Source organism: Wolbachia endosymbiont of Drosophila ananassae, from assembly GCF_008033215.1.
GTDB classification, from domain to species: Bacteria; Pseudomonadota; Alphaproteobacteria; order Rickettsiales; family Anaplasmataceae; genus Wolbachia; species Wolbachia pipientis.
In genome coordinates, this window is record NZ_CP042904.1 from 150530 (window position 1) to 173490 (window position 22961).

General features: G+C 34.7%; 21 protein-coding genes, 1 tRNA gene and 2 pseudogenes. 10 read left to right on the forward strand and 14 right to left on the reverse strand.

Annotated elements, in window-relative coordinates; genetic code table 11:
- Positions 1–8: 8 nt before the first annotated feature.
- The 7 genes from EA652_RS00745 to EA652_RS00780 form a co-directional block, all read right to left on the reverse strand.
- Complete coding sequence (locus EA652_RS00745) at positions 9–353, reverse strand: DMT family transporter (protein WP_007548372.1); 345 nt, start codon at positions 351–353, stop codon at positions 9–11.
- 15 nt (positions 354–368) lie between these two features.
- The gene (locus EA652_RS00750) at positions 369–683 is read right to left on the reverse strand and encodes a DMT family transporter (protein WP_007548371.1); all 315 of its coding nucleotides are present in this window, start codon (positions 681–683) and stop codon (positions 369–371) included.
- 99 nt (positions 684–782) lie between these two features.
- Positions 783–1889 carry a D-alanyl-D-alanine carboxypeptidase family protein gene (locus tag EA652_RS00755; protein WP_012673073.1) on the reverse strand — a complete coding sequence of 369 codons (1107 nt, stop codon included), beginning with the start codon at positions 1887–1889 and terminating at the stop codon, positions 783–785.
- Between the two features lie 777 nt (positions 1890–2666).
- Positions 2667–3425, reverse strand: a complete 759-nt coding sequence (locus EA652_RS00765) for a cell division protein FtsQ/DivIB (protein WP_006280710.1) — start codon at positions 3423–3425, stop codon at positions 2667–2669.
- The gene (locus EA652_RS00770) at positions 3406–4359 is read right to left on the reverse strand and encodes a D-alanine--D-alanine ligase (protein ID WP_012673074.1); all 954 of its coding nucleotides are present in this window, start codon (positions 4357–4359) and stop codon (positions 3406–3408) included. Before EA652_RS00770 ends, EA652_RS00765 begins: the two co-directional genes overlap by 20 nt.
- 79 nt (positions 4360–4438) lie before the next feature.
- On the reverse strand, positions 4439–5224 hold the full coding sequence (locus tag EA652_RS00775) for a hypothetical protein (protein WP_007548361.1): 786 nt from the start codon (positions 5222–5224) through the stop codon (positions 4439–4441).
- Between the two features lie 193 nt (positions 5225–5417).
- A complete protein-coding gene (locus EA652_RS00780) occupies positions 5418–5792 on the reverse strand; it encodes a ferredoxin family protein (protein ID WP_007548360.1) in 375 nt (124 codons plus the stop codon).
- 61 nt (positions 5793–5853) lie between these two features.
- On the opposite strand from EA652_RS00780, the gene dprA reads away from it, so the two are divergent.
- Positions 5854–6942, forward strand: coding sequence for a DNA-processing protein DprA (dprA, locus tag EA652_RS00785; protein WP_006280136.1), 1089 nt, complete (start codon positions 5854–5856; stop codon positions 6940–6942).
- A 213-nt stretch (positions 6943–7155) separates the two neighbouring features.
- Here dprA and EA652_RS00790 read toward each other — a convergent pair whose 3' ends face one another.
- Entirely contained in the window at positions 7156–7884 is a 729-nt protein-coding gene (locus EA652_RS00790) for a triosephosphate isomerase (protein WP_012673075.1), read from the reverse strand.
- 24 nt (positions 7885–7908) lie between these two features.
- Positions 7909–7981 (reverse strand) — tRNA-Thr (locus EA652_RS00795).
- Positions 7982–8059: 78 nt separating this feature from the next.
- Here EA652_RS00795 and rsmA point away from each other — a divergent pair.
- The 4 genes and pseudogenes from rsmA (at position 8060) to secD (ending at position 13120) form a co-directional block, all read left to right on the forward strand.
- On the forward strand, positions 8060–8878 hold the full coding sequence (gene rsmA / locus EA652_RS00800) for a 16S rRNA (adenine(1518)-N(6)/adenine(1519)-N(6))-dimethyltransferase RsmA (protein ID WP_012673076.1): 819 nt from the start codon (positions 8060–8062) through the stop codon (positions 8876–8878).
- A gap of 31 nt (positions 8879–8909) precedes the next feature.
- Positions 8910–10403 carry an IMP dehydrogenase gene (gene guaB / locus EA652_RS00805; protein ID WP_012673077.1) on the forward strand — a complete coding sequence of 498 codons (1494 nt, stop codon included), beginning with the start codon at positions 8910–8912 and terminating at the stop codon, positions 10401–10403.
- Between the two features lie 63 nt (positions 10404–10466).
- Positions 10467–11447 (forward strand): annotated as a pseudogene (locus EA652_RS07580) (IS3 family transposase).
- Positions 11448–11611: 164 nt separating this feature from the next.
- The gene (gene secD, locus EA652_RS00825) at positions 11612–13120 is read left to right on the forward strand and encodes a protein translocase subunit SecD (protein WP_012673078.1); all 1509 of its coding nucleotides are present in this window, start codon (positions 11612–11614) and stop codon (positions 13118–13120) included.
- On the opposite strand, the gene EA652_RS00830 is transcribed toward secD, so the two are convergent.
- A complete protein-coding gene (locus EA652_RS00830; protein ID WP_006280349.1) occupies positions 13117–13902 on the reverse strand; it encodes an enoyl-ACP reductase FabI in 786 nt (261 codons plus the stop codon). The two genes, secD and EA652_RS00830, sit on opposite strands and share 4 nt — an antisense overlap.
- Positions 13903–14176: 274 nt before the next feature.
- Here EA652_RS00830 and EA652_RS00835 point away from each other — a divergent pair, with 274 nt between their 5' ends.
- The 5 genes and pseudogenes from EA652_RS00835 (at position 14177) to EA652_RS07585 (ending at position 18950) form a co-directional block, all read left to right on the forward strand.
- Positions 14177–15463 carry a hypothetical protein gene (locus EA652_RS00835; protein WP_007548348.1) on the forward strand — a complete coding sequence of 429 codons (1287 nt, stop codon included), beginning with the start codon at positions 14177–14179 and terminating at the stop codon, positions 15461–15463.
- 180 nt (positions 15464–15643) lie between these two features.
- Positions 15644–16114 carry a hypothetical protein gene (locus EA652_RS07085; RefSeq protein ID WP_007548346.1) on the forward strand — a complete coding sequence of 157 codons (471 nt, stop codon included), beginning with the start codon at positions 15644–15646 and terminating at the stop codon, positions 16112–16114.
- A gap of 56 nt (positions 16115–16170) precedes the next feature.
- The gene (locus EA652_RS07090; protein WP_007548345.1) at positions 16171–16458 is read left to right on the forward strand and encodes a hypothetical protein; all 288 of its coding nucleotides are present in this window, start codon (positions 16171–16173) and stop codon (positions 16456–16458) included.
- A gap of 62 nt (positions 16459–16520) precedes the next feature.
- Complete coding sequence (locus EA652_RS00845; RefSeq protein ID WP_012673079.1) at positions 16521–17693, forward strand: porin; 1173 nt, start codon at positions 16521–16523, stop codon at positions 17691–17693.
- A gap of 170 nt (positions 17694–17863) precedes the next feature.
- Positions 17864–18950, forward strand: a pseudogene (locus EA652_RS07585) (IS3 family transposase).
- Between the two features lie 48 nt (positions 18951–18998).
- Here EA652_RS07585 and EA652_RS00865 read toward each other — a convergent pair.
- From EA652_RS00865 to EA652_RS00875, 4 genes are all read right to left on the reverse strand, one after another.
- Positions 18999–20402: an NAD(P)H-dependent flavin oxidoreductase gene (locus tag EA652_RS00865; RefSeq protein ID WP_012673080.1), complete on the reverse strand. Its 1404-nt coding sequence runs from the start codon at positions 20400–20402 to the stop codon at positions 18999–19001.
- A 90-nt stretch (positions 20403–20492) separates the two neighbouring features.
- Positions 20493–20693: a hypothetical protein gene (locus tag EA652_RS06865; RefSeq protein WP_167494746.1), complete on the reverse strand. Its 201-nt coding sequence runs from the start codon at positions 20691–20693 to the stop codon at positions 20493–20495.
- A 58-nt stretch (positions 20694–20751) separates the two neighbouring features.
- Entirely contained in the window at positions 20752–21339 is a 588-nt protein-coding gene (coaE, locus tag EA652_RS00870; protein ID WP_006280338.1) for a dephospho-CoA kinase, read from the reverse strand.
- Between the two features lie 311 nt (positions 21340–21650).
- A complete protein-coding gene (locus tag EA652_RS00875; RefSeq protein ID WP_006279667.1) occupies positions 21651–22829 on the reverse strand; it encodes a ribonuclease D in 1179 nt (392 codons plus the stop codon).
- Between the last annotated feature and the right edge of the window lie 132 nt (positions 22830–22961).

A 22961-nucleotide genomic window follows, 5' to 3' on the forward strand; every position in this document is an offset into this window, starting at 1 on the left:
GGGATCTTTTATTCCATTTTATCAACAGTTTGTTTTGCAGTATCAAACAATTTTAATCCTATAATCCCGAATGTAACTAAAATAAAGCATATTACTTCGAATAAATTAACTGGTTCATCAAATAGGTAAACTCCAAGTATCGAAGCTCCTATAGCGCCCACTCCAGTCCAAATTGCATAGCATACTCCGATAGGTATAGAACGTGTAGCGAGCGAAAGTAAATACGTACTAAGAGCCATGGAGAATATGCTAATTATTGATGGTACGAGATGAGTAAATCCACAACTATGCTTAAGTGTTATGACCCAGAACACTTCAATTAGTGACGATAAGAGTAAATATATCCAATTCATGCATAAACTTTAGGTTTAAATAGAGAGCTTTAGCCCTATGGTTCCTATTACAATTAAAACGATACATAAAACTTGAGATAAATTAATATTCTCTGTGAAAGTGGTTGCACCAATTATAGTTATTCCAATTGTGCATATTCCAGAGGAAACTGCATAGCATACTCTAATAGGTAGAAAGCATGCTGCAAGAGATAAAAAATAAATGCTAATGATCATAATTACCAATGTTGCAATCGAAGGCACAACTTTAGTAAAACTGTTACTAAACTTTAGTGTTACAGCCCACAGTATCTCTAGGATACTAGACAGCAACAAATATAACCAGCACATTTTCGTAACACTTCAATCTTGTATTGTAACAGAAATTGTTAGTTAAAACTACACTAAAGTGCAATAAATCTCTCTTTCGAAATTGCTTTAATATCAAACTTAAAACAACATCCTAAAAAACTTTTCTACGAAATTCAATTCCTGCACGTCATTTGCTGCATAAAGTGGTGTAGTTTGTTGCTCAATACCTGGTATTTCTACAAAAACTTTGCCCACTTCTTGACCTTTTTTAATTGGTGCAGGTATCATATCTTTATATTCAATACGCACCTTAATTTGGTCATGTAATTTGCGGTTGTAAGTTATGGTAACATCGTTTGCAACTGTAATAGGCACTTTTTTATCTTTTCCATAGAGAACATTTACTTCCTCAACTACGCTATCCTGAGCGAATATTTTCTTGGTGTTAAAATGATTTAAGGAATATTGTATCAGTCTTTTTGCTTCTTCTATTCGCTCTTTCTCAGTGTTTAAACCATTTACAACAGCAAAAATTCTCCTATCATTTCGTTTTGCAGATGCTACAATGCCGTAACCACCAGCATTTGTATAACCGGTTTTTAAGCCATCAACCCCAATGTCGTGAAAAAGTAGAAGATTTTTATTTTTTTGTACAATTTCGTTATATGTCAAATATTGTTCAGAAAATAAATCATAATATTCAGGGAAATCAGTGAAAATCCTTTTTGCCAGCATTACCAAGTCTTTTGCACTCATAAAATGATCTCCATCTGGCCACCCGCTTGAGTTGACAAAATGACTGTCATTCAGATTCAAATTTTGTGCAACCTCATTCATTTCAGCCACAAAATTCTCTTCTGATCCTGCAATACCCTCGGCTAGTGTTATGCAGGCATCATTACCTGAAACTATTGTAATTCCTTCAAGTAATTCTCTCACTGTAACAAATTGACCTTCTTTCAAAAACATAGAAGAGCCTTTTCTTTCCCACGCTTTTCTACTTACTCGAAATTTATCCTCCATGTGTATTATTCCAGCTTTTAGATAATCGAAGGCTATATATAAAGTCATCAATTTGCTCATTGAAGATGGGGCCATTTTTTCATCAGAATTATGGTCAAAAATGAACGAGTCTGAAGCTAAATCTAAGACTACTGCTTGCTTTGCTTTGGTTCTAAACTGGTATGAGTATGAAGAAAAAGGAAGTATAAAAACTAATAGCAAAATTACCAATCTGCTTAACATATCTATAATTTTAAATTTATAGTGTACTAATTAATAGTATAATTTTACAGGGGCATTTCAATAGATCTCTTGCATAAAAATTCCTTGACAAACTCCGCCAGCCCCCTTATTGTAGTGTTAAGGGTATTTATGACTCAAAACTTGTTTTTGACCTGCAGGCTCAATGACAAAATTCAGTAAAAAACTCAGGGTATTTATTGGCGGATTACATAAAATTATAGCGGCTGCATGTCTTTTTTATTTTTTCTACATTCAGCCAAATCGCGCTTATTTTAAGCGTTAGCACATTATTACAGCGCCACTTACAGTAATATAGAGTCAAAACTCGCACCACGGGGCTTCTTTTGCCTTTTTTTTCGTTTGGTAAATTTCTTAAATATTTATAGCTAAACGACAACCGTCATCCCGCTACGTGTTAGCGGGATCTCTTGTTAGCGGCTGAGATACCGCGAATGAATCGCGGTATGACGGTTCGCGGTGACATGACGATAACCTCGTCATCCCGCTACGTGTTAGCGGGATCTCTTGTTAGCGGCTGAGATACCGCGAATGAATCGCGATATGACGGTTCGTGACGGTATGACGGTTCGCGGTGACATGACGATAACCTCGTCATCCCGCTACGTGTTAGCGGGATCTATGTTAAGGTATGGCGGTTAAATAAGGGATCTATGTTAAGAGATACCGCGAATGAATCGCGGTATGACGGTTCGCGGCGGGATTCCAGTGTCTGGGCACTGGGATGACAGGAAAAGGGGCTACTTGGATTACAGCAGATCACCTCTTCACAAAAATTTTATCAGTAATACGCATATCAATAATACTCCAATCGCTGAAAGTAAAATCAGTTGTATTGTGTAAGTGGTTTAAATAGTCCCATGCACTATAAGGGTTATCTTCAGGCAGTTTTACTGTGGAATCGTTATCAAGTATGATATTCCATCTTCTATTCCCTATATAAGCAAAAGAAGAAATGTGGTCTCTTAATTGAGTTTTACTCTCCAACACATCTCTAACAAATTCTAGGTTTGATAACGAGTTTTGTCCTGTAATTACAACAAGATCATCTACTAGATAGTCATCTACGATCACTTTACCTTCAAAATCAATTACCGAGGTTTTGTTATTATCTTTCCAGAGAGCAAACGGTTTATGCTCATCTATATTAATGTGTAGAGTATTGGGCAAAATTCTGTGAACTCTTACGTGTTTTATCCACCTGCTTACGGATTGTATGTTACCGGCAAGTTTTGAAAGTGATATATACAGGATAGGTTGCGTTCTATCTGTCAAACTTAGAATATCCTTTTTGTTTGTAAATTTATTGCCGCTCACGACTACTTCGTCGATTGAAAATCCACTACTGAGTAATAAACTAGATAGGCAGTCATTATACCAAGTAAAGTAGTAATTAAATCGATTTATTATTTTATCAAGTGAGCTGTAAAGTATTAGCGTAAGAAAAAGTGCTGTGATAATAACCAAGGCACACTTACGCAAAAAACTCCTTTGGCTTCTAGTAATACTGCTCAACATGACTTAAATCCCTAATATTTTTGTGCTGCAAACTATCTTCAATAATAATTTTAACTAATTCATTAAAATTGATTCCTTTTGCCAATTTTGCAATTTCTGGCACTAACGATAACTCAGTAAACCCAGGATGTGTATTAATCTCAAGCATTTTTAAAGTGTTATTTTTGGGATTATAACGGAAATCTGAGCGGGAAATAGTTTTGCATCCTAAAAATTGATGTATTTTCAGTGCGTGTTCCAAGGTCATTTTATATATATTGTCAGGAATTTTAGCAGGAAATATATGTTCTGCAAATCCATCTGTATACTTTGCTTCATAATCATAGAATTTATTTTTTGGTCGTACTTCTATAGTGCCAATTGCTTCATCCAGCAATACAGCAGTATGTAACTCTATGCCCGGTATGTATTCTTCTACGATCATCTTTTCCATTATAGTAGAACTATTATCTTTCAGTTCTAAGTAATCCTCGTGCGAGAAAATTATGTACACTCCAATACTTGAACCTTCATTAATTGGTTTTAAGACGTACGGATAATCGATTTTAATATTATTTTTTAGTACATCTTCTCGGCTAATTACATAACCTTTTGGAGTGTCGATATTAAGGGATCGAAATATATGCTTTGACATCACTTTATTTATAGCAACGGCAGAAGCCATAACTCCTGAGTGTGTATATTTTATACCTAAGATTTCCAATAAACCTTGAATGCAGCCATCTTCACCATAAGGTCCATGCAGAGCGATAAAAGCAAGACCCGGATTAATTTTTTTAAGCTTTTCAGCAATATTGCTGTCAACATCTATTTCTATTGCATTATATGAAAGGCTATCGAGCGCCTTCTTTACTGCTTTTCCGCTCATAAGCGATATTTCTCTCTCACAAGAAAATCCACCACTTAAAATTGCTATAGTTGGAATCATAAGCATTCTATGTTTTGCTATATAGCATACATAATGGTTACATTAAGCTTATTAAATACCTACTTTGGCTAACTATAAACTTTCTTCAAGCACTTTTTTTATCCACTTCAAATAGCGTGCTCGGCAACGGTAGTGGCTTGTTTGCTGCACCTTTATACTGTTCACAGATAAGCTTTTCTAAATCCTCAGCAGATTGTTCTTTTGCTTCTTCTTTTTTCACTACTCCACTAGTTACTAAATCAATTAAGGCTGTAGTGTGTATTATCATTCGATTATTTAGCTCAAATATCTTTTTTGTATCAAGTGAGGGGTTTCTAATTAAGGCAGATAGTGCATGCATATATTTGTCTATATCAGAAAGACTTTTGCTTGTATCATAGTTGCTAACTAACATATATTCCTTCAAACGCTCAATTTCTTCTGGAGTAAACTTGTAAACTTCATCAAGTTTCCTTATTAAAGATATAGTAAGTATTCTACTTAGAACTCTCAATTCTCTAATAAATTGTATTCCTTCTCCTTCAGGATAAGACATTTCTTCTTTTTTATATTTCTTAAATAATTCTTGATCATAAGACTTTCTGAAATCTGACATCATTGCTAATGCTAACTCTTGTGAACCTAGCTTAAAAACTTCGTTGAAGCTGTTTGCGTTGGCATCTTGTGCACCGCCTGCAGTAATTCCACAACTATAAGAAATCTTTTCAGATAAGCTATGATACTCTTTTATCATCTCTTCCAGCAATATTTTAATATCATCTTCGGTTAACTCTACTGTTGATAATAGATCACATGCTTTTTCAAGATTACCGTTCGCTTGAAAAAGTAACCCTTCAATCTTTTTAATGGTTTCTCTTTTATTTATACTCATAACTTACCCCCAAGATTTAATGCTAACAGCTAGTTTTATAATCAAATATTTCAAAAGTCAATAAGCCTTTTTCCTTAATCCTTAAATTAATCGATACTAATTTATCAGCATAACAACTTAGATAACGCAACTATTTTCAGCAACCAAAAACAACAACCCTGAAATACAAAAAGTTTCTTCCTCTTTAGCAGTATTATTCTAAATTTTCATCAAAATAAGCTGTTTTATCCTTTTTTTCCTTATACTCTTCTGCAGTATAGAGAGGTTGCTTCTTAGCTGTGATATTTGGCCATTTTTGTGAGTATTCTACGTTTATGTTGTAAAATGACTTGAAAGTTTTTTGTTCGCTGCTCAGCAACTCTTCATCTAGTTCTAAAATATCTTTTACGGAATCATCAGTTACAATTGCATCTACTGGACACTCAGGTATGCACACTCCGCAATCAATACATTCATCTGGGTTAATCACGAGCATGTTTTTACCTTCATAGAAGCAGTCAACGGGACATACTTCCACACAGTCCGTATATTTACATTTTATGCATTTATCTGTAACAAAATGCGTCATAAAACACTGTATATTTGCATTATCTTGGGTACACTAAATTGATAAGAAATTCAAGCCTTTTATGAAGATAAATAAATTGAACAACAAAGAATTAGAAGTATGGTTAAGCTTGGCTAGAACTATAGGACCAATAAAGTTTTTTAGTATACTAAAAACACACGGATCGCTAGATGAGGTGCTAAAATATCTCAATAGGGTGGCTAATAATAAGGTGTATGGCATTCAAGATGCACGAGAAGAAATCAATAATGCAGAAAGAATTGGAGCTAAAATTATACCCGCATGTGACCCAGATTACCCTGATCTTTTAAGAAATATCTCTAGTTGTCCTCCTGTAATAACTGCGCTTGGTGATATATCATTATTAAGCCGTGAGATAATTGCAATAATCGGTGGGCGTAACTCTTCAATGAATGGAAGAAATTTTGCCAATAAGTTGGCACTTGATTTAAGTGAAGCTGGTTTTGTTATCGTTTCTGGACTTGCAAAAGGAATTGATACTGCAGCAAACAGTGTAATATACAAAAATCATTCCACTATTGCTGTTACAGCAAGCGGAATTGATGTGGTGTATCCAAAAGAGAATTTTGATCTATACAAAAAAATCACTGGGAACGGTGGGTTAGTAATTACTGAGCTTCCATTTGCTACTAAACCAAAACCTCAATATTTCCCTCAAAGGAATCGAATTATATCTGGTCTATCGCTGGGTGTTGCAGTGATTGAAGCATCGAAACGTTCTGGCTCTCTAATAACAGCAGATTTTGCTTTAAATCAAGGGAGAGAGGTGTTTGCAGTTTCTGGTTTCCCTTTAGATTCACGCTGTAGTGGTAGTAATTATTTAATTAAAAACGGTGCTAAGCTTATTGAATCTGCTGATGACATAATAGAGAGTGTTAGGTTTAGCCTACCTCCGCAGCAAAAAAACCTATTTGATGTTGAGCACTATGCTGTTAACCAAAAACAAGAAAAATTACAACAGGCAAAATCTGTTATAGTTGATCATATTAACTCTGTACCTGTTGATATAGATGAACTTATATTAGCAAGCGGACTTTCTACCAACATAGCTCTAATGGCTCTTTTAGAACTAGAGTTGGAAAACAAAATAGAGCGTTCACCGGGGAATAAAATATCGTTAATTTTCTAGATTACTTTAGCTATACTAGATGTTCGTACAGATATAGCTAAAGTGGCTTAGGTTTACCTACAATTTGAAAAACAACAAATTCGTCATTCCGCTACTCGTTAGCGGAATCTATGCTGAGATACCGCGAATGAATCGCGGTATGACGTAGGGAAATCTTTCTTGGGTTAGCTATATATGCTTGACACTGGAATGATGACATTTATCATAGGATTCTTAGTTGCTGATTTTAGAATTGATAAGAGAAAACTTTTTTTCAACTTGTTGTATAATTTTATAAAAGTGATCGAAATCTAAGCTTGCACTGCCAATTAAAACTCCTGATAAATTTGAAATATTTAACAAATTTTCTATATTTTCTGAACTGACTGAACCACCATATATAATGTGTTTTTTACTAGTACACAATTTTATTACCTCTATCACCTTAGCAATTGCATCATTATTTGGCACATGACCTGTGCCTATTGCCCATATTGGCTCATATGCTACGGTATATTCACCGTGTGTTGGCAAGCGGTTTTTACATTGATATTCTATTACTTCTTTTGTTTTTTCATTCTTATAATCTTCTGAATTTTCACCTACACAGATAATTGGGTGTAAGCCTGATTCTATTGCTATTTCCGACTTAAGTTTTATTTCACTATCTTTTTCATTGGCCCTTTCAGAATGCCCAAGTATTACGTAAGTACACCCTAGTTCTTTTAACATTTCTGCGCTAATTTCACCTGTGTAAGAACCGAACTTTTTATGATGGCAATTCTGTGCTCCTATATTAATATTATTGTTCAACTCTATACTGCTTGGAAATGACGTAAAAGGAGGGCAAATTACTAATTTAGAGGTAATTTCGTTGCTCTTGTTGTTAAGTTTGCCTATAAAGTCAACAAATGAAGAACGCATTCCATTCATTTTCCAATTTGCTACTATTAAAAAGGACATCAACTTTACTTATATGGGCGAGAGTGCCGGCTGTCGGACTTGAACTGACAACCTACTGATTACAAGTCAGTTGCTCTACCAATTGAGCTAAGCCGGCGTTAAACACATTAATAATATACAATTATCAATGAATTTTAGTCAACTAATTTTTAAAATACTGTATAATGAAAATAATATGAAAAAATTTTTACTGAAGCCAAAAAAGAGTCTAGGGCAAAATTTTATTTTATCGAGTGAGATAACAAAAAAAATCGTCGCTTTAGCTGGTAGTCTGGAAAATTTTAATGTCATTGAAATTGGTCCTGGATATGGTGCATTAACAAGAGAAATATTGGTGCATAATCCAAAGTCTCTACTTTCTATAGAAAAAGATAGAGATTTAGTAAAACACCATGACCAACTGCTAAATGAGCATCAAGGAAAGTATAGAATTATAGAAGCGGATGCACTGCATGTTACAGAAGAAGAGCTGATAGAGCGCCCAGTTAAAGTTATTGCTAACTTGCCTTACAATATCTCGGTAGTGTTATTTTTAAAGTGGTTAAATAATATAAAATTTTTTACGAACTTGACATTAATGTTTCAAAAAGAGGTAGCAGATCGCATTACGGCAAGACCCAATTCTAAAGATTATGGTTCCTTATCAGTGCTAAGCCAGTTGCTATGTGATATAAAAAAGGAATTTGATATTGAACCTAAAGAGTTTTTTCCAAGACCAAAAATACATTCTTCAGTAATTACAGTAAATCCTTTGCCTATCCCAAAATTTGCAGTAAATTTGGAAACCTTAACAAGATTAACACGTGCTGTTTTTTCTCAAAGAAGAAAGATGCTGAGAAATAGCTTGCAAAATATAACGAACCACACTGAAACTGTCCTTGAAAACGCTAAATTGAGTGGAAACGAACGTCCAGAAAACTTAACTATTGAGCAGTTTTGTTTGCTGGCAAATAATGTAGAATGCTTATTTTGCAAAAGCCCTATTGCAATTTAATTAATTGGCGTATAAGCTTTAAATAAAGCCTATGAAAAAAATGGAAGCTTGTTATTCGTTTGACGATATACTTCTTTTGCCAGCCTATTCTAATATATTGCCTTGCGGTGCAGATACAAAAACTTATTTAACAAATAATATAGAACTAAATATCCCTCTCATATCCTCTGCAATGGATACTGTTACTGAATCGGGCTTTGCAATAGCTATTGCCCAACATGGAGGGATAGGTTGCATACATAAGAATTTATCAATAGATGAACAAGTTTTAGAAGTAAGAAGGGTGAAAAAATATGAAAGTTGGATCGTGTATAACCCAATTACGATTTCACCGGATAAAACAGTTGCGGAAGCAATTTCATTAATGAGAGAGCACAATTATTCTGGCATTCCTGTAGTCGATCAACGCAAGTTAGTTGGAATTTTAACTAACCGAGATGTGAGATTTATTGAAGACCAGAACATGAATGTAAAAGTTTCCGAAGTGATGACAAAAGATAAGTTAGTGACAGTGCGGGAGCAGGGAGTGAATAGTGCCTCAGCAATGAAATTGTTGCATGAAAATAGAATAGAAAAGCTTTTGGTCGTAGATGAAAATTCTTGTTGTATAGGTTTAATTACGGTTAAAGACATTGAAAAATACAATAGATATCCAAATTCATGTAAAGACAGTAAAGGGCGGCTCAGAGTTGCCGCTGCAATTGGCACTGGTAAAAAAGATGGTATAGACAGATGTGAAGCTTTGATCGGAGAAGAAGTTGATGTAGTTGTTGTGGATACTGCTCACGGTCATTCCGAAAACGTTATCAATACCATTAGGGAAATAAAAAAGATGTATCCTAATACGCAATTAATTGGCGGAAACATTGCAACAAAGGAGGCTGCTGAAGCGTTGATTGATGCGGGTGTTGATGCAGTGAAGGTTGGAATAGGACCAGGATCAATCTGTACAACCAGAATAGTTACAGGTGTTGGTGTGCCACAATTCTCTGCAATCAAGAATGTTGCAGAGGCGTGTAGAGCAAGAAACGTCAGACTAATTGCTGATGGTGGGGTAAAATACTCAGGAGATGTTGCAAAAGCTATTGCAGCTGGTGCTGACTCTGTGATGATTGGTTCGATTTTTGCTGGCACTGACGAAAGCCCAGGTGAGATTATTATGTATAAGGGCAGAGCATATAAAGGCTATCGAGGAATGGGATCTATTAGTGCAATGAAACGAGGTTCAGCTAGCCGTTATTTTCAAGATAAAGATTCAAAACTCAAATTAGTTCCACAAGGAGTGGAAGGAAGAGTTCCATTCAAAGGTCCAGCTTCAGGAGTAATCCATCAATTGATTGGCGGATTGCAAGCTGCAATGGGGTATACTGGTAATAGGAATATAGAAGAGATGAAAAAAAATTGTAAATTTGTTACTATTACTGCATCAGGATTAAGAGAGAGTCACGCTCATGATATAGTCATTACACAAGAAGCTCCAAATTATGCTTATCAAACGTCCAATTTGTCAACCGATTCGGAGTAGTCCAGAAAAAGTAGAGAGAAAGTTAAAACGTTTTTGGAGTAAAATAAAACGTTTTTTCAAAATATGACAAATAGAAGAGAATATACAGCAGAATTCAAATTAGAAGCTGTTAAGCTGGTTAAAGAAACAGGTCAAGCAAGTACAAAAATAGCAAAAGATCTAGGTATAGATGGCAGTATGTTAAGTAAGAAAATATGATGGAAAAATGTCTGGAGCATACGCATTTCCAGGCAAAGGCTCCTTATAACAAAGAAAGATTTGATCTAAAAAAAGAACTAACAAGAGAAAGAGACATCTTAAAAAAAGCCCTGGGCAAAGAAAAAGAGTAAAGTATTCTTTTATATAGAAATTGCTATAAAACACAGGAACTATGTAGAGTTTTGTACTGGTGGTATTGGTTGCTAAGGAAAAAAGCAGTAAAGAATTAGCAAAAGAAGGGCTTCTAGCAGATATTCAAAAAATACATCAAGCTTCTAAATGCAGATATGGAGCCCCTAAAATTCATGCTGAATTAAAAGCTTTAGGCAAAAATTAAAACAGTACAAAGTGTTATGCAAGAAAATGGCATTAAAACCAAGCTTAGACGAAGGTTCAAAAATAAAAAACAGCAAATAAGCAACCGAGTTGTGGCTCCGAACACATTGGATCAAAATTTTACTACTGATCAGCCAAATAAAGTTTGGGATTACCTACATAAAAACTAAAGAAGGTTGTTGGCGGCAATAATTGACCTATATTCACGCATGGTGGTTAATGAGTAACATGATAATTAGTTATAGATTCTTTATTGATGGCCGTTGATAAACGCAAACCCGATAAAAATCTGCTGTTACATAGCGATCAAGGGTCACAGTATACCTCTCAAAATTACCAATTTCTATTGAATACAAAAAACATCATTTCCAGCATGAGCCATAAGGGCTGTTGTTACGATAACTCTGTTGCAGAAAAGTTCACTTAAAAGGGAGCTGCTTATTGATACTTCTCGCTCAACAAACCAGAACTGCCATATTTGAATACATAGAAATCTTTTATAACAAATAACGTAGACATTCTACTATTAACTATTGCATTCCTGCACAATTTATTCTCATGATAAAAACGTCTTAACTTTCTCTCTACTTTTTCTGGGTAAGGTCAAATAGAGAATTTTACAAAAATCTATTTTTAACTTACAATCAATTATTACAATTTTAAACCTACAACTTATGTACAACAGACTTATAGTCAAATCTTTTTCAGTATTATGCATCTGTTTATTTGCTTTATACATAACACTGCCAAATTTCTTTGATAATAAGCTTTTTATTTCGAAAAAAAGAATAAACTTAGGCCTTGACCTGAAAGGAGGGGCATCTTTGCTTTTAAACATAGACTTAGACTTCTATTTTAAGGAAAAGCTAAGCATGCTAGCTAACGAAATAAAAGAGACATTGCTAACAAAAAATATTGAATCTAACGTACAAAATAGCGTTATAACTTTAAATAATATTGATGATTATAAAAAAGCATCTGTGTTGATTAATGCGATAAATCCAAATTTAGAGCTAAATAGAAAAGATTCTTCGATTCTCATTTCGTATAAACCCCATTATAAAAATTCTTTGATCAGTGAAGTAGCTGCAGAATCAATAAACAATGTCCAACGCCGTTTGGACAAACTTGGCACAAAGGAAGTCAGCGTTCAAAAACAAGGGCAAAATAAAATATTAGTGCAGGTGCCTGGAGTAGAAGACACCAAGCAGATAAAATCTCTGCTTGGCAAAACTGCTAAGCTAGCTTTTCATTTGGCAAACACTAACATAGCCAAGGTGCAGGATATAGATCACGAAACTACTGTCATGCTCAAGGATTCTTTAGGTAATTCTTATCCAATATTCCGCAAGACTGAAATAGGTGGCGATTCGCTGGTTAACGCATCAGTTAGATTCGGCAATTTAGGTAAACCGACAGTGCATTTTAAATTTGACAGCATAGCGAGTAAAAGATTCGCGAAAATCACTAAAGAAAATGTAGGAAAACCTTTTGCAATTGTTCTGGATAACACAGTTTTAACAGTACCTACAATACGTGAGCCAATTTTAAATGGAGAGGGAGAAATTAGCGGTAATTTCACTGAAAAACAAGCAAGCGAACTTGCAATACTTTTAAAATCTGGAGCACTGCCAGCACCACTTAAAATAATTGAAGAAAAAAACATTGGCCCAAGTCTTGGAGAAGAATCAATAAAGGCAGGGGAAATGGCAGCAACAATCTCTATTATAGCCGTGGCTTTATTTATAATCATCACTTACGGCAAATTAGGTGTATTGGCCTCTGTTGCACTTTTTTCTAATGTAGTTCTTATATTATCAATTCTCACTCTGCTTGAAGCAACTCTAACTTTACCTGGAATTGCCGGTATTGCACTCACTGTCGGTATGGCGGTGGATGCAAATGTTTTAATATTTGAGCGAATTCGTGAGGAAATCAAATCTGGCAAGAGAGTGGAACGTGCTATTGAAGAAGGGTTTAAAAACGCTATAAAGACAATACTGGATTCAAATATCACTACATTAATTGCTGCAGGAATAATGTTCATTATTGGCAGTGGAGCAATAAGAGGCTTTTCTGTCACTCTATCAATAGGAATTTTATGTTCGATGTTTTCTGCAATCACAGTCACAAAACTCCTGATAGAGTTGTGTATGAACCCGAAGGAACTAGTGCTTTGTTAGTCAACTACCTTCATTCCCACAACGTTATATCCTGAATCAACGTGCAAAATTTCTCCAGTAGTGCCACTACTTAAGTCGCTTAATAAGTATAACGCTGCCTTGCCAACATCCTCTATTGTAACATTGCGTCTGAGCGGAGAATTATTTCTATTCCATTCTGATATGGAGTGAAAATCGCTTATTCCAGAAGATGCTAAAGTTCTGATTGGACCAGCGGAAATTGCATTTACTCTGATATTTTGTGGCCCGAGATCACATGCTATATATTTTACACTTGCTTCAAGTGCCGCTTTACATAAACCCATAACGTTATAATTTGGCATAACTTTTTCAGCGCCATAATAAGATAAAGTAAGTAAACTACCACCATTTGACATCATTTTTTCAGCCCTTTGCGCTAAAGCAGTAAAAGAATAGCACGATATATGCATTGCATTGAGGAAGTTATCCAGTGAAGTATTGACATATTTACCATCTAACTCATTTTTATCGGAGAATGCTATTGCATGCACCAAAAAGTCAAGAGTACCCCATTTTTTCTCTATTATTTCGAAAGCGTTATCTATGATTTTTTCATTTGAAACGTCGCAGTGTAATATTAGCTCCACATTTAGTTCATCTGCTATTGGTGATAGTTTTTCTTTTATTATTTCATTCTGGTAGGTGATTGCAAGTTCTGCTCCGTGCTCTGAGAGAGTTTTTGCTATACCGTATGCTATTGATCTCTTATTTATTATTCCGGTTATTAATCCCTTTTTGCCTTGTAATAGACTTGTCGTCATAGAACTATCTGTTTTTTTATAATTTGGAATATTAACTAGGTAAAGTCAAGATATCACTATGTTTTAAAATATTTTTTGCAGTAACTTGAAGTCTAATACCACTGTTAACAAAAAGGCAGCAATGAGAGTTTCTAACAGCCGTCTATCTTAGATTGCTCCTTATTAAACGAAACAAAGCTTTATTAATTAAATATTATAGTTAATAATTATACTCTTTTGACAAGTAATTAAAATAGTGTTAAACTGCGTGCATAAAATAATTAGTGAGGTTACAATGTTAAGTGAGATTATAAAACAAGCTGGTGGCTCGGATACAAAAGCACTAGCTACGATATTTAGTCGTAAAAAATTTTTTAGACAAGTCGATGGTGGTGAAGAAAGGTATAAAAACTACCTAATAGATCTGGTTTCAGAAAGTTCTGGTTATCAAGATAATACTGTAACTCTGCCAAGAGAAATAATACCTGATAGTGTTACTCTGGATGCTTTGTATTTTACTCATAAAAAAGATCCTTTAACTCTACCTATTTTATTAAGATATTTCACTCATAAAAATTTACTTCAAGAAGCCAAAGATGATTTGGATAAACTAAATCAAAAGCTGCAAGGTGCAATGGATGAGGAGCTAAAAAAGCTACAGGACGAGCTGAAGCTATTGTGTGAAGAGACAGTTGAGTTATCTGGCAAAAAAGTGGATGTTAAACAGAGTAAAGTACTTGTTACAAAGAGTGAAAAAATAACTGAAACTGCATCTAAGATCGAGGAAATTAAGTCATATAAAAAAAACATCAAAAACCTTTTTAACGGTAGTAAAACAAAATTAAATTCTTATCCATCCCAATATTTCTCTATACTAAATAGTGGGCTTATAGAGATAATGGAAAAAAAACTAACAGCTTATGTTAAGGGTGATACTGATATTGGGGAAACATATTCAAGTCTTAATAGTAGAGCAAAAAAAATTATAAGAGTAAGAAATGTGAAAAATACACTAGTACTTTCTGCGTCTCTGACCTTTTTCATACCATGTATTTCAGTAATGTGTCTTGGCATGTTTTGTATGGGAGTACAACATGGACCACGACCTAGCTTCTTATTTGCTATGATTGACATCACACTTTTTTATATAGTACCAATTATGTTATCAATCGCCGTTGCATTATACGCAACAGCAGGTGTGGCTCATCTAATAAAGAGACGCTATGAGCAAAGTTTTGAAAAGGAAATGCAAGACTTCATAGAAGGACCAAAGCGTGCAGAGAAAGCAACTAATGAAGATGTGAAGAAATTAGAACAAGAAGGAACAAAAGTAGGCGATGTAATAGATCTTTCTGGCAATTGTGAGATGAATGATAAGGTAGAACCTTCGGCACCACCTAAGCGGTCAGGATTGTACCCAGATCTTTCAGAAGAACTTTTAGCATCGTCATGCAATAAGAAAGATTCACAACCAAACAGTAACGTTGATTCTACTCTGTCTGGTGTAACACAAGTAAGAGAAAGCAATGTACAATTATTGAGAGGTATAGTCATAGGAAAAGAACAGGAAATAGGTGTGTAGATAACGGCAAGCAAAGTTACAAATGTAATTTTGCTTGACTATCCATTTATTACCACCTAAAGCAGCTAACAAAGCCATCCCATATGACATTTTGTCTATACCTAATTAAGCATATCAATAAGTAAGTAAATTTTAATATAATCTTATTATACTTATAAATACGCTGTATAGAATGAAAGTATGGATGATTTCATAATTGCAAGAAGAAAAGATGATGCTGTGGTATCTGTTTGTCAGGATAATAAGAAAAAAAACGTGTTAATTTTAGGGCTCAATCAAGCCGCAAGGAATTTGTTAAAATACGAGGAAGGGAATTTACTTAATAAGCCGTTAATCAATATTTTAAGTGCAAGAGCAGCTGACGACATGAAGAATTATTTAGAGTATACCGAAAATGGGCACGATTTACTTGATATATTACCTAAAGTGATAGATTTTTCCTTAACTGATGCTAAAGGAGAAGATATCAGGACAAAAGTAAAAGTTTTCCGCACTGCACAATTTGCCAGTAATAAAATAAATTATGAGCTATTAATACGTGATATCAGTTTGTCCCATAAACTAGGAATCTTTAGAGATAAATATCTAATGGGTAAAAATATAAAAACCATGACTTATTCGATATACCGGGCAATGAGTCCACTATTCTAGAGTTATACGTTATATTAAATTTTGCCTTTCAACATCAAATTAATGCAGCTATAGGAGTGATTGGCTTAAATAGTAGCTGTAGTGAGACAAATAATGCACTGAAAGTTGTCATAGAACATTTTTATAAAAATTGCCGTAGTGATGATTTTCTAGGGTATATTGATGAGAATAAAGTGCTTTTTGTTTTGATTAACTGCGATGTAAAAAGTACATCTAAAATAATTAATCGTATACATTCTGCCATTAATAAGCAGTTATTAAAGCGAAAATTACCAAGTGTATCAATAATTTATGGGAATATAGCTCAAAAACAGGCAGCAAAATCTACCAGCGGTGCCTTCTGAAAAGTTGTTTTTTATTTATATTGAGTTTAAACTTAAATTTTTACAAAAATTTAAGTTTATTTATGAAGTTAAGGTACTACCTGATAGCACTGCTTTCGTTATTATTTTCACAGAATAGTGCTAGCTCTAGAACAATTTTGGATAAGGAAATATTTTATGTAGAGCTAGACGGAAAAATAGATTTGAGATTCGGCTACGCCTTCAACAGAGATTCTTTCAATGCTAAGGCTAAGGATAAAACTTCAAGTTATTCATACTTGCGCTTTCTTTATCTACAGCAAGTTTATCCAAATACTCAAATGGGGGTTAATGTTAAGGCAGGGGTTTCTGGTATTGCAAACCTAAAAGCGTTAGACATAGAAAAGTTAGACATGGAGGAATGGTATTTTATCATAAAAAACCAGGAACTTGGATCAGTTGAATATGGTAAAAGAAGTTTAGTTAGTCAGAGCATGTTAATTAACACTTCAAAAATTTATGCAGCTGCTGGGGGAATAAATGGTCATTGGACAAACTATGCAAATTTGCGTGGTAACAAAAACAAAGATAATGACCCTGGATATGATAAAGACAAGACTTTTTGGGTAAAACCCAACATTTATAGCGATTATAATGGGCTAGAACTAGGGTTAAGACAATCATCAATTAACTACATCTCCCCTGAAATCTATAACTTTCAACTCGGGTTCAGTTATGTCCCAGGAAAAAATAACTTACAGTACAGCAATCTAATTGCTGCTGGCCTTTCCTATAAAAACAGCTTGTCAGATGATATAGGTTTTACTACTGCTTTGACTGGTGAATTTGCAAGAGAAAATTTAACTGGTTGCTCAGATGGAACTCCTGAAGGTTATAAATGTCGTAATCAATTACTACACTGGAATTTTGGTTTGAAGCTAAAATTGTTCGATCTTGATTGCATTTTTTCGTATGGTAATGGCGGTAAATCTGGTGAGAAGCATAATCCTGAAACAAATAATACGTATTATATAAATGCAGGTATCGCTTACCGTTCTGATTCTTACAAATCGAGCTTAACATATTTTAGTAGTGGTAGGGATATTGCAGGCGAAGGTACAAACGAGTTAACATCATATGCTTTAAGCCTTGAAAATTCTCTTTTTTTAGGTACTTCATACTATTTCGATATTGTAAAATTTAGTACCAAAGAACCTAAAATAGAAAATAACAACTCTGGTTATGTGTTCTTGGCTGGACTGAAATTAAGTTTTTAATATTGCCTCCTTCCAACACTCTTTTCTGTCATCCAAGGTAACCGTTCACAGATTTCCACTTAATTTTTCAATCTCACTCATGGAGAGGCCAGTAAACTGACCTTACCCAGAAAAAGTGGAGAGAAAGAAAAGAGTTTTTTTGGGTAAAATAAAATTTTGGAGGATTAGAAATGGTAAGAGAATATACGGCAGAATTCAAATTGGAAGCTGTTAAGCTGGCAAATGAACAAAGAAAGGCAGGTCAAACAATTACAAAAATAGCAAGAGATTTAGGAATAAAGGGTGGTTTATTAGGAAAATGGATAAAGAAACACAACGAAAAAAAGTCGGCAGCAGATGCATTTCCAGGTAGAGGTAACATGGCTCCTTACGACAAAGAGAGGTTTGATTTACAAAGCAAGAGTAACAAGGGAAAGAGACATTTAAAAAAAAGCCCTGGCCAGTCAAAAAGAGTAAAATATTTTTTTATATAGTAACTGCTATAAAGTACAGGAATTATGTAGGATTTTCTGCTAGTGGCTACTATAAGTGGACCACAAGAAAAATAAGCAGTAGAGAATCAGCAAATAAAGAGCTACTCGAAGCTATTCAAAAAATATATCAAGTTTCTAAATGTAGATATGGAGCTCCTAAAATTCATGCTGAATTGAAGGCTTTGGGTAAAAGTTGCAATTTGAAAACGGTGCAAAGTATTATGCAGAAAAATGACATCAGGGCTATACTGAGAAGAAAGTTTAAAATTAAAAAACAACAAACAGATAATAGAGCTGTAGCTCCCAATATACTAGATCAAAACTTTATTGTTGATCAACCAAATAAAGTATGGGATTACTTACATCAAAACCAAGGAGGGATGGCTATATTTGGCAGCAATAATTCTCACGTATGGTAGTTAATGAGTAGTGCAATAAATAAACAATTGGTTATGAACTCTTTATTAATGGCCATTAATAGGCGTAAACCTGTTAAAAATCTACTGCTGCACAGTGACCAAGGTTCACAATATACTGCGCAAGGGTATCAATATCTCTTAGCTGTAAAGAATATAGATGAGTAATAAAGGCTGTTGTTACGACAATTCTGTTGCAGAAAGCTTCTTTAGCTCATTGAAAAGAGAAATACTTATTGATACTTCACAACACTCTGCTCAACACACTAGAACTGCAATATTTGAATACATAGAAATTTTTTATAACAAACAACGTCACTATTAACTATTGCATTCCAGAACAATTTGATGCATCATTCTTTTTGTAAAAAACATTCCACACTTTCTCTCCACTTTTTCTGGGTAAGGTCACTGACTCAATACCCAGTCAATATCCTTTCCACCAGTTCTTTTACTGCCGGTACGTAGCCATTCTCATAAAATGGATCTTGCTTAAATTTGTACACATTGTGCCCGGAAAACATGAGTTCGTTCTCAATATCACCATCGTGTATAACGTTTTGCAGTGTTTTTTGTATGCAAAAACTACGCGGATCTGGCTTTCGTCCTGTTGAATGGTCACCATGATCTTTCCAATTGCTAAACAAACAATGGCTCAAACATCCCATACAATTGATTTGATCTTCTCTTATTTGTTTAAATTTATCTGGCGTCACAAAAATAACAGTTGAATCTGGGGTTTTCATTGCTTCTGTGTACCCTGCTTTAGTCCATGTATTTGCCAGCTCTTTGTCTTTTGCAGTAAGGTAGATCTTCCTACCTCTGCTACCCATTGCAAATTCACTATTGAATTCCTCGCTGGCATTTTCTGAAAAATTTACTTGATGTAATTTTCGTTCCTGTAACTCACGTATAAAATTATTCCTCACCGCAGATGAATAAAACCCTGTTGGACTGAATTTATTTAAAAATACATCACCTTCTTCTAAAGTGAGTAGCTTCTTTTTCCACTCTGCAGAAATTGGGCTTTCTTTCGTCAAAAGTGGACGAGTGCCAAACTGAAAAGCTATTGGTCCAATTTGCAGATTGTCAAACCAATGTTCCCAATCTTTCAAATGCCACACTCCTCCTGCCATAACAATTGGTGTTTCTGAAAGACCGATCTCGTTCATGAAAGATCTAAGCTCTGCAACTCTTTCAAATGGAGCCTGTGGTAGCTCTGGGTCTTCACTGTTACTCAGTCCATTGTGCCCTCCAGCAAGCCATGGATCTTCATACACTACTCCACCAAGCAAATAGGAAGATATTCTTTGGTAAGCACGCTTCCATAATGCTTTAAAAGCACGCACCGATGAGATAATAGGGTAATAATAAACCTGATATTTAGCTGCAATTTCTCCAAGCCTATAAGGCATACCAGCACCGCAGGTAATACCATGAATCAAACCTTTCGCTCCTTCTAATATGCCATGAAGCACGCGTTCTGCTGCTCCCATCTCCCAAAGTACATTCATGTGTATTCTTCCATGACCTTTTGATATTTCATTTGCTATTCTTGCCTGACTAATTCCAGCTTCAATACTATACTCAATCAATTCACTATGCTTTTCATTTCTTGTTTTGCCTTTATAAATTAGTGGCACTAACTCGCCATTATCATCAATAAGCTTAGCATTTGCACCAGAAAATGTACCCACAGCATCTGCTGCAGCAAATGCTCCGCTTGATCTTCCATCACTAACTGCAATGCCTTTGCCGCCCTCGATGATTGGCCACACTTCCTTTCCTGAAATTACTATCTTTTTTATCTTATTTTTCAAAACTTCCTCGCAATCTTTCACTCTATTTTACTTAATTACTAAAAAAATGATAGCTGTTTATTTTTTCTTGTATCATTAAAGCTTCTGTAGCTACTCATGCTGTTGTAGTTTGAGAGCAGTTCCCATCGAAAGGGTGTCATTCCAGTGCTTGACACTGGAATCCAGTTTTTGATCAAAAATGTTGCTATAGTGCACAATCAATTTTCCTGGATCCCAGTGTCTGGGCACTGGGATGACACCATAGGGGGCTACTTGGATGATAGGGGAGGGAGGCTGCTGGGATCCTGACAACCGTCATCCCGCTGCTTGTTAGCGGGATCTAGAGATACCGCGGCGGTATGACGTAGAGCTACGTGTTTAGGTTTAATGAATCCACTATATCTTTTACTTGAGAAAAAACATACTCTTTGCTTACACTGGTATCGATAATAAAGTCACTCATCTTCCTTTTCTCCTCAATAGATAACTGAACATCGGAGATTAGATTAAGCTTTTCTTTATCTATGTTGCGTTCGTTAAGTCTTTGAGCTTGCACAACGCTATCTGCATGAACAAAAACAATAAGGTCGCAATATAAATAAAATTTTGTTTCTAATAGAAGTGGCACATCTAAAACTAAAAGTTTTCTATCGATCTTTTTTTCCTTGGCAATAAAAAATTCTAATTCACGCAGCACAGCAGAGTGAACCAAAGATTGAAATTGTTTCCAATTTTCATCGTAGGCTAAGAAATATTTAGACAGTACTGTTCTATCTATTTCACCATTTACTACCACTCCAGGAAAATTTTTCTCTGCATAACTTATTATGCTTTTATCCACTTTATAAAGTTGGTGTACAACAGAATCAGCATCAAATACAACAGCACCAAACTCTTGAAAGCAATTAGCTACAAAGCTCTTTCCTACCCCAATTCCGCCTGTTAGACTTATAATCATATAACAAAATACATTCGACTTCTTTTGAAACTATAGCTAAGGTTTCTCTATATATATTAACTAGATTTTCTAGATCCCAGTGTCAAGCACATAACTATACGAACATTGCAATTTGTAGGTGGTGTCATCCCAGTCTGGGATCTAGCTTTTTGGTAATTTTATCGAAAATGTTTGCTCGTTTACAATCAATTTTCCTGGATCGAAGTAGTCAAGGCACTGGGATGACACCCTACTTAACCGTCATACCGCCGCGGTATCTCTTAGCCACTAACACGTAGTGGGATGACGATTGTCGATAAATCTAAGTTACTTTAGCAACAGTTATTCTCCACTAAATTACTCTGAATTTTGGTTATATTATTTGCGGATTTCACTGCTGAAATCTCAAATTTTGAGCTTGTGTTCAAAAATGATTCAACTGACCTGCCAAAAAAATCATATCTCCATCCCTTGAATAATTTATCTGTCTGTCCAGATATTGACCCGGTTAACTCATCTTTTGAAGAAACTAATTTCCTTGATATGTTACTTTCTTTACATTTACTATCTAAAATAATTGAGAGTATATCAAGTACAGATTTGTCATAATTACTCGATAAGGTGTTGTTTTGCTGCATCCAATTTCTCTCATTTTCATTAAAAATATTCACAAACTCTAGTAAATCCGCATCTTTTATATTTTTTGTATTCCTCTTGAGATCATCTAAAATCTCATCAACATGCTCTACATTTTTTTCAATAAAATCAGCTATTACAGCATTATTGATTATTTTATTACGGTTCATATTATAGCGCTGTGCTAAGGTTTCTTGCCACTCACTAACTGCTTTAACAGTTAGTATCAATCTTGGATTTACTTCATAATTAAATTTAATCCTCTTCCATGCATCTTTTGGGCTATGTAAATACTTATTTATATCAACTATTGATTCCATCTCTTCTTGAAACCAACCCATCCTATTATTTTCTTCAAGTTTATTGCACAATATTTGGTATAGGTCATATAGGTGTACCACGTCGTTTACTGCATAATCTAACTGATCTTCGGACAACGGACGCCTTAACCAATCTGAATTTTTAGCTTTAATTTTATCCAGTGCTATTCCTTGATATTGCTCCACTACTTTTGAGTAACCAATAAAGTCATGATAATAATGACAAAACATAGCAGCAACTTGGGTATCAAAAATGGGAGTGGGAATACATTTAAACACAGTGAGTAAGGATTCTATATCCTGCCGGCAGCTATGAAACACTTTGGTTATCCCCTGATTTAGCATTATTTTCTTAATGAATGATAAATCAATTTCTGGCACTAATGCGTCTACAATAAAACTCTTCTCTCCGTAAGAAATTTGAATTAACGATAATTTTGGGTAGTAGATTAAATTATTTCTAATGAACTCCGTGTCAACTGCTATAAATTTTGGCTTTTTTGCTATCAACCCCTCACATATGTCCTCCAGCTCCGACGTTGTATTAATTAACATATGTTTTTTATTCAGTGGTTCTATTTTACTACTTATATTAAATTTTGCAATTAGAGTCACTACGAAATTAGTAATGGAGCTTGCTAGTTACTTATAATATTATAAAGTGTTTGTTATGTAGTGGTGAAGTGT

Coding starts and splice junctions, on each gene's coding strand:
- EA652_RS00770 (WP_012673074.1), bottom strand. CDS start 4,359: ATGCTTATGATTCCAACTATAGCAATTTTAAGTGGTGGATTTTCTTGT.
- coaE (WP_006280338.1), bottom strand. CDS start 21,339: ATGATTATAAGTCTAACAGGCGGAATTGGGGTAGGAAAGAGCTTTGTA.
- EA652_RS00845 (WP_012673079.1), top strand. CDS start 16,521: ATGAAGTTAAGGTACTACCTGATAGCACTGCTTTCGTTATTATTTTCA.
- EA652_RS00765 (WP_006280710.1), bottom strand. CDS start 3,425: ATGTTGAGCAGTATTACTAGAAGCCAAAGGAGTTTTTTGCGTAAGTGT.
- EA652_RS00750 (WP_007548371.1), bottom strand. CDS start 683: ATGTGCTGGTTATATTTGTTGCTGTCTAGTATCCTAGAGATACTGTGG.
- EA652_RS00830 (WP_006280349.1), bottom strand. CDS start 13,902: ATGACGACAAGTCTATTACAAGGCAAAAAGGGATTAATAACCGGAATA.
- EA652_RS00775 (WP_007548361.1), bottom strand. CDS start 5,224: ATGAGTATAAATAAAAGAGAAACCATTAAAAAGATTGAAGGGTTACTT.
- EA652_RS00790 (WP_012673075.1), bottom strand. CDS start 7,884: ATGTCCTTTTTAATAGTAGCAAATTGGAAAATGAATGGAATGCGTTCT.
- EA652_RS00780 (WP_007548360.1), bottom strand. CDS start 5,792: ATGACGCATTTTGTTACAGATAAATGCATAAAATGTAAATATACGGAC.
- secD (WP_012673078.1), top strand. CDS start 11,612: ATGTACAACAGACTTATAGTCAAATCTTTTTCAGTATTATGCATCTGT.
- dprA (WP_006280136.1), top strand. CDS start 5,854: ATGAAGATAAATAAATTGAACAACAAAGAATTAGAAGTATGGTTAAGC.
- EA652_RS00755 (WP_012673073.1), bottom strand. CDS start 1,889: ATGTTAAGCAGATTGGTAATTTTGCTATTAGTTTTTATACTTCCTTTT.
- EA652_RS07085 (WP_007548346.1), top strand. CDS start 15,644: ATGGATGATTTCATAATTGCAAGAAGAAAAGATGATGCTGTGGTATCT.
- EA652_RS00745 (WP_007548372.1), bottom strand. CDS start 353: ATGAATTGGATATATTTACTCTTATCGTCACTAATTGAAGTGTTCTGG.
- rsmA (WP_012673076.1), top strand. CDS start 8,060: ATGAAAAAATTTTTACTGAAGCCAAAAAAGAGTCTAGGGCAAAATTTT.
- EA652_RS00875 (WP_006279667.1), bottom strand. CDS start 22,829: ATGTTAATTAATACAACGTCGGAGCTGGAGGACATATGTGAGGGGTTG.
- EA652_RS00835 (WP_007548348.1), top strand. CDS start 14,177: ATGTTAAGTGAGATTATAAAACAAGCTGGTGGCTCGGATACAAAAGCA.
- guaB (WP_012673077.1), top strand. CDS start 8,910: ATGAAAAAAATGGAAGCTTGTTATTCGTTTGACGATATACTTCTTTTG.